We start from the raw sequence: 12,274 nt of genomic DNA, 5'->3' as shown, positions 1-12,274 counted from the left end.
TCCGCACGGCTGACGGAGCGCGGCCCCACCGGTGGAGTCACCGGTGGGGCCGCGCTCCGTTGCGTGGACGACGAGAGGGAGCGCTCTCAGAGCGGGCACGAAGAAGGGACGTGCTGTCAGCCCGTGGACGTGTGGGTGCTGGCCCAGCGGTCCGAGAGCTTCGGTATGCGGTGCTCCAGCATCTTCGACGGCAGCTCGGAACGGCTGGCCACCTGCAGCTTGCGGTAGACCCGGGTGAGGTGCTGCTCCACCGTGCTGATCGTGACGTGGAGACGGCCGCTGATCTCGCGGTTGGTGTACCCGAGCGCGGCCAGCCCGGCGACCCGGCACTCCGCGTCGCTGAGGATGGCGGGGCCGTCCTCAGCCTCGGAACTCTCGGGCCGTACCGGATCCTCCAGCAGATGCGCGTCGACCGGCGACTCGATGCGGCAGGCCTCGGCCTCCTGCGCCGCCTGCCGCGCCACCAGCCTGGCCCGGGCGTACTCTCCCAGCTCGTAGTGCGCGGCGGACAGGTCGGCGTACGCCTGTGCCAGCGCGTACCGGTCACCGCAGGTCTTGAGCAGGTCGATCGACTCGCGCAGCAGCGAGGCCCGGCGGTGCGGCTTGCAGGTCGCGGCGAGCAGGCGCAGCGCCATGGCGCGGGCCCGGGAGCTGTGGCCGCCGGGCAGCCGCAGCTGCTCCTCGGCCCACTCCCGGGCCGTACGGGCCTTGCCGATCCGCAGGTTGGCCAGGGCCAGGTCGGACCGCCATGGAATGCCCTTCTGGAGACTGGGGTTGCCTTCGCGCAGGAGTCGCCCGCAGGTCTCGAAGTCGTTGAGCGCGGCGAAGGGACGGTCGGTGGCGAGGTAGTGGTGCCCGCGGGCCCGTAGGTACTGGATGCCGAACACGGTGCGGAACATCGGCTCGGGCACATCGTGGCCGAGCAGTTCCTCGGCCTCGGCGTAGGAACCCATGGCGGTGTACGCGGCGATCGCCGTCGACAATGGGAGACCGACGAGCACCCCCCAGCTCTGGGCGCTCAGGATGCCGAGAGCGGTGAGCGCGCCCTGCGACGCGGTGGTCACGTCCCCCTGGAGCAGGGCGATTTCCGCCCGGATGCTGCCGAGCAGGGCCTGCCAGGTGGTCGCGCGGCGCTCCACCGCGCACTCCAGCAGCGCGTCGCAGGCCTCGGCGGCGAGCGCCGGCCGGTCCGCGTGGGCGATCGCCAGGAGCGACATGGCGACCAACTCCAGGTTGAGATGGTCGAGTTGATGTCCCTGGAGAGCCTGGGCGACCGCCGCCGCCGACTCGTCGGTCGCCTCGCCGCCGATGAGCGCGGCGAGGCGGGCACCCAGTCCGCTGGTGTCTGCTTGCACATGGCGGCGGCGAGGGTCGAGGCCGGCGACCGGGGCGCCCTTGCCGGGGAGCGCCACGCCGTAGAACCACTGGCGTACGAACTCCACCTCGGCGACGATCTGGGCGTCGGTGGGAGACTGCGCGTGGACGAGGCTCGCGACGGCCTGGGCGGCCAGCTCGGTGTCGCCCCGCCACAGCATGTAGCGCAGGACGGTGGCGGTGTCCCGCATGTTCAGGCCGCCGTCGAGGGCGTCCTTGCGCAGTGGCTCCAGATGCGGTCCGGCGGCTGCCGGGTTGGTGCGCCATTCCGCGCGGGCCAGTGCCACCGACAGAGCGTGGCGTTCGCGGTCGTCGGCGCAGTCGCGCAGGACCAGGCCGAGGTAGTCGGTGCAGCGCTCCACATCGTCCGCGGCGAGCGCCTGTTCCGCGGCGGCGCGCAGGATCCCCGCGCCCCAGCCCTCCGGGACGAGGCCCGCGGCATGGAGGTGCCGCGCCACCTGTACGGCGGGTACGCCGGAGCGGTACAGCAGGTGGGCGATCCGGCCGTGCAGCTCGGTGCGCTCGGCGGCGGACATGTCCTCCAGGACGGCCGCCGCGGCGGTCGGGTGCCGGAATGCGCGAGAGTTCAGCAGCCCCGAGGAGTTGAGGGCGTCGACGGCTTCCTGGGTGCCCGCCGCGGTGGTGCCGGTCAGCTCTCCGACGGCGACGGTCCCCGCCAGGCTGCCGAGCGCGGCCAGGACGCGGGCCACTCGGACGTGGCTCGCGTCACCGCGGTGCAGCAGCGACAGCACGGCCTGGCGGTAGGCGGCGCCGGCGACGGGCCGGCCGACCTCGGGGCCGAAGCGTGTGCTGTCGTCCAACAGGGCATGCACCAGAAGGGGGTTGCCCGCGGTGGCCCGGTGGTAGGCGCCGCGGACGGGGCCCGGCAGGGTGTGTCCGGCCTGGGCGGCGAGCAGTTCGCCGACGCTCGCCTCCGACAGCGGCGCCAGCCGTACCCGTCGGTGCGGCTGGCGCAGGAGTTCCGTGTGCGCGGGCGAGCGTATGTCGCTGAAGTGTCCTGACGTGGCGCACACCACGAGCAGGCGCCGGGAGCGGCTGCGGCGCAGCAGACGGACGATCGTCTGGAAGGAGGCCCGGTCCATGGCGTGGGCGTCGTCCACGGCGATGACCAGAGGGCGCTCGTCGGCCAGGCGCAGGAGGGCATCGGCCGCCCGTTCTCCGTCGGGCGCGTGCCCGAGACGGTGCCCGGACGGCCAGGAACGGTGGGTTTCCACCGGGGAGTTCATTACGGGCGGGGCGTGCTGGGGTGCTCCGCACTCCACCTCGGCGTTGCGCAGTAATTGCCCGACGAGGCTCATCGGACGATCCTGCTCCGTCGCGCATGTCGTACCGGTCAGTATGCGCGCATCGGTGCTGCTCAGCGTGGTGAGGAATTCATGCACCAGGTGGGTCTTGCCCGATCCGGGGCCGCCTGTGACGATCACGAGCCGGCCGTGTCCCCCCGCGCTGTCGGTGAACGCCTCGCCCAGGACCTGTAGTTCCCTCGAACGACCGAAAAGTTGCATCGTGAGTCCCCCTAGATTGTTTTTCCGAGCGACGTCATGCCCCGTTTCCCACGTCACGAGACGGCGGCGCGCGACGGTCCGTGGGAGAGTTTGTGAGGGCGGCGGCACTGCCGCAAAGGCGGCTCGCCGGACTTTTCCGAGGCCTGGCGAATGGCATCTGACAGGATGTGAAACGGAAGCGGAACCGGCTGGTCAGGCCCGCCGTCAGGGCGTGCCCCGGGGCAGGGTGTGTCACCACACCGCCACGCCGGCGCCACGAACGACGTCCGTCTGTCTGCCGGCGTTCCCAACCGCACCGTGATAGACGCGTCGCATCCTGTGGTCCCCTGTTTTGTCGCGTACCTGCGGACGGTCGCAATGCCTGTCCGCATTGCCGTGCCGATGCTCACCGCCGCTACAACCGCGGACGGTTGGAAATCCATGGACCGAATGGTTTCGGTCATATTCTGGCTGGCTTTGTTTCGGTCGCCCGCGGATTTGCTGGTCGAGTGCCAAATCAAGATTGGGTGCTCTTAGCAGAAAGAGACGCTATCTGTCTAGGCCAACGTTGTCAACTGCCGTCTTCTGCTGCCTCTTGCCTACGCTTCGCATGGTCCGGTGGGACGTCCTTATACAGTCCGTTGATTTACCGGATGGTTAAGGAAAGGAACCGGGCACGGTCAATCGTGACTTCGGTCACGGGAAAGCGCTTCCGCTGCCCGTTCGGGCAACGCGCATTGTCCTGGGGGCCTCTGACTCTCAGTGCTCCGTCAGGAATGCCGTCACCGTCGCCCACCAACGTCAGCGGCAGCTGCGGGCGCCACGAAACACCCCACGTTGCCCGCCTGACCTGCCCGAAGCCGGTACTCGGCCGTCGGTGGTTCGTCGGACACGGCGGCACGGCATGCCGGCACACGAGTTTTTCCCTTCGCGGGAGAACTGGTGGGGAACTGCGCGCACTTGGCGACGCGTGCCACGGCTCGGCACGATGGATTCATGCATCAAGTGGCCGCCAGGCTGGACGTCCTCGACCCGGAGGCGGGCGCCGCCACCAGGGTCATCGGGCGGTTCGACGAGCTGATCGAGGGGTGTGCGAGCCTGGGGGCGACCATCACCGCCGTGGCGGCGCTGACCGGCTCACCGGCGCGTCTGGTCGACGCGCGGTCGCCGTCGCCCTGCGCGCGGACCACGACGGCCGGGCCGAGCGGCATGCCGGTCCCTCCGATCCGCAGTGACTTGCCGCGCCACCCGTACCGGGCGGCCGGACCGCGTTCCGGCTGGAGCAGACCGGCCCGCACTCCCCGGTGGAGGCGCTGGTCCTGAACCGGGCCGCGTTCGCCACACGCGAGGCACCGCACCGGACCCGCAGCGCGCCCGGCAGCGGGACTGCGCCTCTTCGCGGACGACCCCGCCGCGGTCGAGGTGCTCCTGGACAGCGGCGCCGGCAAGAGCGACCGGCTGCACGCCGCCCGGCTGCTGCACCTGCCTGAGACGGCCGCCCTGAGAGCGGTGGTGCCGGCCGAGGGCGCAGGGGGGATCGTGGTCGCCGGCAAGGCCGGGGGGCGCGGTGCCGGGAAGGCCCGGGCCGGCCCGGGATGGGGGCCGCCGTACTCGTGCTGGAACTGCTCCGGTCCTGGTCCCAGGCCCGCACCGCACTGCCGCTGCGTCGCCGAGTACACCGGTGGGGACCCGGCTCCGAGCGTCGTCCGATACGACGAACTGGGCACGCCGGCCCGGCTCGCCGAAGCCCTCGACCCCGCCGCGCCACAGGCCGACCTCCGCGCCTTGGAGAAGGCGGCCCGATCCGTCCCGCGGGTACTGCGTACCTTGGTCGGGCACACCTCGCACGTCGGCCTCCAACTCGCGGCGGCGGCCCTGTACCCACCACTCGACACTCAAGGACCGCCTCACCGTGATTCAGCGCGACCTGGGCTTCCCGGTACGGCGACTCCCAGGGTCGGTTACGGGTGCACCTGGCCCAAACTGCACGGCGGCTGCTGCGCCCGGCCGTGCCGGCTGGCGGTGGATGACCGGAAGGACGACGCGGCTGGGGTACTCGGCGCCGCGGTGGATCCGGTTGACCGCGGCCACCATGTCGGAGAGGTGCTCCCGGGCGATGACCCCGCCGGTGTTGGAGTTCCGGTCGTAGCGGGGGAAGTTGCTGCTGGAGACCTCGACCATGATCCGGTGCCCGGGCAGGAAGACGGTGGAGGTCGCGATCAGATCGATCCCGATCTCGTACACCTCACCCGGGATCACCGGCTCCGGGTCGGCGAGTGAATCGCGGTAGCGCATCCGCTGGATGCCGTCGCACAAGATGATCGCCCGGCCGTCCGGGTGGACGTCCACCAGCTTCGCGGTGAAGTCCGTGTCCACCGCCGACGAGCTGACGAACAGCCGCGCGGAGACGGGCCCGGTCACCTCCACCGGCTCGTCCAGCACGTCCGTGGTGAAGACCAGCACGTCGTCACGGTCGTGCACCGGACGCTGATCGGCCGGACCGTCGTACCCGCCCGTGTTCATCATCGTGCCGCCGAACGAGGGCACGGGCCGACGCGGGTCGTACAGGTAGGTGTCGACGAAGGCGTCGGCCGGCTGGGTCGTCGTCAGCCGCCCCGCGCCCGCCGCGCTGTTCGCCGGGCCGTCGCCCTCCAGGTAGTAGGCCGTGTAATCGGTGCCGGGCAGCGGCCAATCCGGCTCGTCCCGCCACCGGTCGATCCCCATCACGAACAACCGGACCGGCAGACGGCCGTCCAGCCCTTCCTGACGTCCCTTCAGCCAGCGGTCGAAGAAGGCGATGTGCGGTTCGGCCAGCGCCGCCGCGTCCATACCGGCCGTAATTCCGAAATCCCGGTCGGGGAAATAGCCGAGGAACCCGCTGAGGTTGTGGCTCCACGGCCCGATGACCAGACGCTGCCCCTCACGCGCCTCCGTCGTGCCGGCCCGTGTCTTCATTTCGCCGTAGGAACGCAGCGTCTGGCCGATGAACAGGTCGTACCAGCCGCCGATGTGCAGTGCGGGCGTGGTGATCGAGGAGACCTGGTCGAGGGCCGAGATCTCCCGCCAGGTCTCGTCGCGGTCTGGATGACCGATCCCGACGTCGACCGTCCACGGCAGGTGAGCCGAGAGCAGCGGCTGGTCGATGACCGGGGTTGCCTCGTTGTGGATCGAGCGGTCGGCCAGGCGGGCCGCCAGGGCGGCGATGTCCTCGGCGACGTCGCGCCCCTGCGCGAGGGCCCGGCGCGCCTCGTTGAGGGACATCATGGTGGCCCAGCCGAGCGCGCCGTCCAGTGACAACGCGCCGCCGGGGGAGTGCCAGGGCGCCCGGTACAGGTCAGCCGACGTCACCGCGGGCGCGATGGCCTTCAGCTCGGGTGCCCCGGACGCGGCGGCCAGCCACTGCACCATGCCGACGTAGGAGGCCCCCAGCATGCCGACGCTGCCGTCGCACCACTCCTGCGCGGCCAGCCAGGCCACCGTGTCCGCGCCGTCCGCCGCGTCGTGCACATGCGGTACGAAGACGCCGGCCGAGGCGAAGGTGCCGCGGCAGTCCTGGAGGGCGACCGCGTAGCCGCCGCGCAGCAGCGCGGACAGAGCCGGCGAGCTGGGCCCCAGGCCTCCCGTCTCCTTGTCGTAGGGCGTGCGTACGAGCAGTGCGGGCACTGGCTCGTCCGTCTCCGGCCGCCAGATGCTGGTCGACAACTCCGTGCCGTCCTTCATGGGTACCGGCACATCGAAAACGGCCCCGTATTCCATCGCTCACCTGCCTGTTTCGTCGCCATGGGCCTTGACCGCGCCGTCAGGCTAGGTCAGGACTCGCTGCCGAGTGCCGGGCGACACCCACCACTCGGCGGGCTCCGCGGCCCCTGGGTGCACGGCTCGCCATGATGCGCCTGTGTGTTCGGGACCCGTCCCACGGTGTGTCCGTAGAAGGGCCGTGGAACGCAAAGACCGTGACAGGTCCGCGTGGTGCGTGCGGGCGCCAGACATGTGGTGAGGGGCAGGCAGAGCGATGAGGAACGGCGCGTACCGGAGTGTGGTGGCCGTACTGGGATCGGGCTTGGCGGTGGCTCTCGCGGCCTGTGGAGGGGGCGGCGGAGGAGGGGACGGCGACTCCGTGAACGGGGCCAAGTCACCGTCCTCGTCCGCTGTTTCCCCAGCCTCCTCGCCGATGCCGTCCGTCTCGCCTTCCGGCTCCCGGTCCGCCTCACCTTCCCCGCCCGCCGCGGCATCCGGCGCCGGGCAGGCCGCGGACGGCACCGACGTCGGTGCCTGTTACGACGGCCGCTGCCAGATCCTCGTCACGAAGGAACCGACGCGCATTCCGGTCGAGGGCAGGTTCGGGGTGGGTTCGCTGGAGGTCGCGAGCATCACCGCGAGCTCGGTCGTCGTACAGGCTTCGGGCGACGGTATGTTCCTGTCCACGTCGGTGAGCGAGGGTGGCACCGGCAGCCTGAACGGGCTGAGCTTCCGGGTGACGGAAGTCCGCGACGGGCAGGCCGTACTGGACTTCTTCCCGAAGAAGTAGCCTGCCGGCGGGGCAGAGACCGGTCGTACCTTCGCGTTGATGTTCATTCGTGCAAGCCCTTCCGCCGTGGCTGCGGCGTGGCGGCCGGCTTGCCCTGGCCCGCCAGTCGGCGGCCGAGTACGACGCCCACCGCCACACCCGCGACCGCGAAGCCCACGGCCGCCACGGTGAGCGTGTTTTCGCCGGTGCCGTCGAGCGCCCCGGTGAGCAGCAGGGCGAGGATCAGCACGAGGCCGGTCACCATGACACGGGCCCAGGCCGCCACCCCGGCCACGAACCCGCGTTGCCGGTTCATATGGCGCCGCGTTCTGGCGATCATCGCCGCGACCTTCGGCAGCGCCGTCCAGTCCTCGCCGCGCAGCCGTTCCCACAGCGCCCGCAGTTCCGCCACGTCCTTGTGCAGCGCGAATACCGTCTTGCTGTTGAGGTGCGGAAGAATCATCTGGCCCCCGTCGCGGTCGTAGACCACCACGAACTCCGGGATCACGCCGGTGTCCGCGACGGAGGCAGGATTGGCCTGGATCTGGCTCGGCACGGCCGGGGCCCGCGCCCCTACCAGCGGCGGCTCGTCCTTCCATCACAACTACGGAGACTCGTCCTCCGGAACGATGAGGATGCCCTGGTGGCAGGCGATCCTGTTCCTGCCCGGCCCGGCCCGGCCCGGCCCGGCCCGGCCCGGCCTGCCTGCCCGGCCTGCCTGGCCGTCTGGGGCATCGTCAAGCTCGTACGCAAGGTCCGGAAGGCTGTCGGCGCCTAGGCCCTGACGGCGGATCCTGTCGCAGGCGCCGGGGGGCACGCAGATATGTGGCGTTGTCGTCGGTTACCGGCGCGCCGCGTCGACGCCCTCCTCCGCCTTGCCGTTGGACGCACCAGCCCCCGCTCACCTGCGCTGATGAGGCGCCGTCGACGTCCTGCGACCTGATCCGCCGGACAGGCCTTAGCACGCGCGGGCCAAGCCCGCTATTCCAGCCAGGTGCCGTCGCGCATGATAAGCCTGCCGCGCAGTTCCGGCTCGCCGCGCCACGCGCGCACGGTCTTCGGCACCACACGGATGTACAGGAAAGGCCCCTCTTCCGTACGCGGGTCCCACCCGAACTTGCCCGTGAAGGCTTCCGCCGCTTCCCCGGGCACCTCCGTGTCCGGGAAACACTCCGCCTCACCCTGGAGAAGCACCACATCGAAGGTGTCCGGAAGCCCCAGATGCACGCGCGGCTCCTTACGGACGTTCCGCGCGGTCACCGAGGTGGCGCCGGTGCACATCCACACCGCTCGCCCGTCCCACAAGAACCACAGGGGCACCTGATGCGGCCCATGATCGGGGTGAGCCGTCGACACCCATACATCCCTCTCGGCAGCAAGCCGCTCCAGCGTGTCGCGCCTACGTTCCACAACCTGCCGACGCACGATCCCGGTGTTCTCCATGAGCGCCGACCCTAGCCAGCATGATCGCAGCGCACATGGGGCACCGGACCTAGTCCCAGGGACGGATAAACCTCTCAGCCCGTACCTCACGGACAGAGTCACTCGACCGGCCTACATCCCTGCCGTCCCGGCGTGCCGAGTACCCCCATTCGGCGCAAGCTGGAAGCGAACCGATTGCCGTTGCCGTTCCCGTGGTCACTGTCGTGCCGGGAGGCATCATGGTTGTGCTAGCCCTGCTCGTGCCGGTGATGCTGCTGCTCGTACTGTTCGCCATGGACCTCTATGAGGATCTCCTGTTTCCCCCGTCCTCCGCGCGCCGGACGGAGCAGGACCCGTCCGACCCGGACGACCCCGGCACCTGACCTCGACGACGGGGGTTGCTCCAGGGGCCGTCAGAACCCCGGTCACCCTCCGGTACGATCCTCCACTCTCCGGCGTGATCTTCGCGCGCGCCACCAGAAGGCGGGCCGGACCCACCCGAAGACCGGCCCCGTGTCTTCGTCGACCTTCAGCGCCCGCTTCCCGCAGCGCACCGTCGTCGTAGCCCCGCTGTCCACGGCGCCACCCAGCACGGGACCGTGCACGAGTCCCGAACCCGTGGTATGCCAGATCCGCCGTGACAGCCCGAAGAACGGGCAGAGGCGCGCGAGATCCGCATGCGCTACCACGCCCTGATCGGCGCGATGGACCGCGTGCGCTGAGAGATGCGCGTGGAGGGCCGCAGCCCCGCGCAACTTGGCGAAGTACGGCAACCCGCCCGGTCCGACGGCCGGCCAGTTCCACGCCAGGTAAGGCTCCTGGGGGAAGGTCGCCGATGCCGCGACCCGCACCCGCCGGGCCGTCGACAGCGAACTCGGCCTGGAATACCCACCCTGCCCCCGCGAACAGGCCCCGGCGGCCTGACCCCTGCCGACAGTCGGCGGCCAGCACGCAAGTGCTGTTACAAGACAGCGACATAGCGCCGATGAACGCCTGGGGTCCCTGTGACGTCACTTCTAATGACTACGCCAATCAACATGTAGTGCGCTATCAGCGCAAAAACCCGACCTACCCATAGAAAAGGACATATCTGTGATGGTCTCGAAGCGCCGTTCCCTGCGCATAGCCGTCGTCGGCGCCCTCGGCGCGGCCTCCATCGCCCTCGCGGGCACCGCCATGGCCGCCGCCCCCGCCGCGCAGGCCGCGTCTCCCGTCGCCGTTGCACACAAGGCCCAGGCCGCGAAGGCCGTCAAGGCCGGCATCACCGCCACCCCGTCGGCGTCCTCGGTCCGCGCCTGGCAGCTGTTCCGGGTGACGGGCAAGACCACCGGCATCAAGGCGGGCACGAAGGTGACTCTGCAGCAGAAGCAGCACGGCAAGTGGGTCAGCCTGCCCGCGTCCGCGCCGGTCCTGCGCAACGGCTCCTACTCGCTCGGCGTCAAGCTCGGCCTGAAGGGCAAGAACGACCTGCGCATCGTCAGCGGCACGACGGCCTCACCGGTCTTCAACGTGACGGTCCGCTGACCCGCACCGCCCCGCACGACGAGTTCAGCCGACCCCGCCGAACAGAGCCGGGACCGACTGGACTCGTCGTGCCACTCCAGAGCCCAACCGGACGCCGCAGGCCATCGGTTGGGAGCAATGAACAATTTCATGACCCCGGTCCGGAACCGCCGTTCACAGTGAGGCCAGGTTGTCGGCCAGGTCGGCGAGGCCGAGTGAGCCCTGGCTGAGTGCGTTCATGTGCCAGCTGCGGAGGTCGAAGTCGGTGCCGAGGCGGCGGCGGGAGGCCTCGCGGCCCTGCAGCCAGGCGCGCTCGCCGAGCTTGTAGCCGATCGCCTGGCCGGGCCAGCCGAGGTAGCGGTCGATCTCGCTGGTACGGCGGGCTGTGTCGCTGCCGTGATGGGCGGCCATGAACGCGGTGGCGAGATGCGGGGTCCAGCGGTCGCCCGGGTGGAAGCCCGAGTCGGCGGGAATGGCGAGTTCCAGGTGCATGCCGATGTCGACGATCACGCGGATGATCCGGAGCATCTGTTTGTCCAGATAGCCCAGGCGGCGAGCGGGGTCGGTGAGGAAGCCCAGTTCGTCCATCAGACGCTCGGCGTACAGGGCCCAGCCTTCCTTGTTGGCGCTGACCGCGCCGAGGGTGATCTGGTAATGGCTGAGGTGGCCTGCGGCGGCGGTCCATCGAGCGGTCTGCAGGTGGTGGCCCGGGACACCCTCGTGGTACCAGGTGCTGACGATCTCCCAGGTGGGAAAGGTCTGTTGGCCCAGCGTGGGCAGGTACGTGCGCCCGGGGCGACTGAAGTCGAGGCTGGGGCCGTTGTAGTAGGGGGCGCCCGAGCTGCCCGGGGGCGCGATCCTCGTCTCGACCCGGCGCAGCGGGCCGGAGATGTCGAAGTGTGTGCCGTCGAGGGCGTCGATCGCCTCGTCGATGATCTCCTGGAGCCAGGCTCGGATGTTCTCCTCACCCGTGATGGCGTGTCCGTGCTGGTTCAGGTGGTCCATGGTCTCCCGGACACTTGCCCCCGGGAGGATCCGGCCGGCCTCGGCCTGCATCTCGGCGGCCGTGCGGTGGAACTCCTCCCAGGCCCAGGAGTAGGCGTCGGCCGGGTCCGAGCTCGTGCCGTTGGCCCAGCGGGCCGAGCGCAGATACCGCTCCCGGCCGACGGCGTCCGGGGCGCCCTGCACGGCGGGCAGGTAGGTGCCGCCCAGCCAGTCGGCGAAGTCCGCCACCGCCGTCGTCGCCCGGTCCGCGGCGGCGAACAGCTCGGGCCTGAGCCGATCGGGGCCGTCGGCCACGAACGTGGTGAACCAGCTCGCGGCGCCACCGTCCTGCCCGGTCCAGGCGGTCAGCTGGCCGATGACGGCCCGGGCCTGCCGGGGCGCACACAGCAGCCCGCGGGCGAGGCCCTCGCTCAAGGTCGCCCGGTAGCCGTCCAGCGCGCCGGGCACATTGCGCAGCCGCCCCGCGACGGTCGCCCAGTTCTCGTCGGAGTCGGTGGGCATCAGGGTGAAGATGCCGCGTACCTGGTGCAGGGGCGAACTGACGTTGCGCAGCTCGCGGAAGTGGTCCCCCGCCTCGTGCAGGGCGAGATGTGCGGACAGCCTCTCCCGCAGCAGCCGGGCACAGTTACGCTCGGCGCCCTCGAACTCCGCGCCGTTCTTCTCCGCGTCGCGCTCGATGACGTCGAGTGCGGACAGCGTGCGCCGGGCCAACTCGGCGAACGCCTCGAAGCCCTCCGGAGAAAGATCCGGTTGCCGGTCATCCCCGGGGTGGAGGCCAAGCCGGGTCGAGAACATGGGGTCGAGGGCGGCGACCTGCGCGACGTAGTCGTCGGCGATCCGGCGCGGGGTACTCGGCGTCTCGGGCATGGCCCTCATGCTGGCGCACGGCCACCGACGGTGTCAGCAGCGCCTTCTACGAGGCTCTGTGAATTCGGCCAGAGAAGTTTGTCCTCCGCCC

General features: G+C 70.5%; 9 protein-coding genes. 4 read left to right on the top strand and 5 right to left on the bottom strand.

What is annotated here, in order from left to right; genetic code table 11:
* Positions 1-116 precede the first annotated feature (116 nt).
* Positions 117-2,900: an AAA family ATPase gene (locus AV521_RS38015; protein WP_076095304.1), complete on the bottom strand. Its 2,784-nt coding sequence runs from the start codon at positions 2,898-2,900 to the stop codon at positions 117-119.
* 975 nt (positions 2,901-3,875) lie between these two features.
* Between AV521_RS38015 and AV521_RS48880 the strand changes: the two genes are divergently transcribed.
* Positions 3,876-4,202, top strand: a complete 327-nt coding sequence (locus AV521_RS48880) for a hypothetical protein (RefSeq protein ID WP_143658727.1) — start codon at positions 3,876-3,878, stop codon at positions 4,200-4,202.
* Between the two features lie 594 nt (positions 4,203-4,796).
* Here AV521_RS48880 and AV521_RS38005 read toward each other — a convergent pair.
* The gene (locus AV521_RS38005; RefSeq protein WP_079249610.1) at positions 4,797-6,599 is read right to left on the bottom strand and encodes a CocE/NonD family hydrolase; all 1,803 of its coding nucleotides are present in this window, start codon (positions 6,597-6,599) and stop codon (positions 4,797-4,799) included.
* A gap of 451 nt (positions 6,600-7,050) precedes the next feature.
* Here AV521_RS38005 and AV521_RS38000 point away from each other — a divergent pair, with 451 nt between their 5' ends.
* A complete protein-coding gene (locus AV521_RS38000) occupies positions 7,051-7,407 on the top strand; it encodes a hypothetical protein (RefSeq protein ID WP_076095302.1) in 357 nt (118 codons plus the stop codon).
* 43 nt (positions 7,408-7,450) lie between these two features.
* Here the strand turns inward: AV521_RS38000 and AV521_RS37995 are convergent, their stop codons facing one another.
* Together AV521_RS37995 and AV521_RS37990 are read right to left on the bottom strand one after the other, a co-directional pair.
* The gene (locus AV521_RS37995) at positions 7,451-7,942 is read right to left on the bottom strand and encodes a hypothetical protein (protein ID WP_076095299.1); all 492 of its coding nucleotides are present in this window, start codon (positions 7,940-7,942) and stop codon (positions 7,451-7,453) included.
* A gap of 425 nt (positions 7,943-8,367) precedes the next feature.
* Positions 8,368-8,829, bottom strand: a complete 462-nt coding sequence (locus AV521_RS37990; protein WP_076095297.1) for a pyridoxamine 5'-phosphate oxidase family protein — start codon at positions 8,827-8,829, stop codon at positions 8,368-8,370.
* 218 nt (positions 8,830-9,047) lie between these two features.
* Between AV521_RS37990 and AV521_RS49715 the strand changes: the two genes are divergently transcribed.
* A complete protein-coding gene (locus AV521_RS49715; RefSeq protein ID WP_179023690.1) occupies positions 9,048-9,191 on the top strand; it encodes a hypothetical protein in 144 nt (47 codons plus the stop codon).
* Between the two features lie 712 nt (positions 9,192-9,903).
* Positions 9,904-10,332, top strand: coding sequence for a hypothetical protein (locus tag AV521_RS37985; protein ID WP_076095296.1), 429 nt, complete (start codon positions 9,904-9,906; stop codon positions 10,330-10,332).
* 153 nt (positions 10,333-10,485) lie between these two features.
* Here the strand turns inward: AV521_RS37985 and AV521_RS37980 are convergent, their stop codons facing one another.
* Positions 10,486-12,183 carry a DUF885 domain-containing protein gene (locus tag AV521_RS37980; RefSeq protein WP_076095294.1) on the bottom strand — a complete coding sequence of 566 codons (1,698 nt, stop codon included), beginning with the start codon at positions 12,181-12,183 and terminating at the stop codon, positions 10,486-10,488.
* Positions 12,184-12,274 lie beyond the last annotated feature (91 nt).

This window comes from Streptomyces sp. IMTB 2501 (assembly GCF_001953885.1).
Taxonomy (GTDB): domain Bacteria; phylum Actinomycetota; class Actinomycetes; order Streptomycetales; family Streptomycetaceae; genus Streptomyces.
The sequence above is the reverse complement of the archived record's forward strand: the minus strand, read 5'-3'. Positions and strand labels throughout refer to the sequence as shown.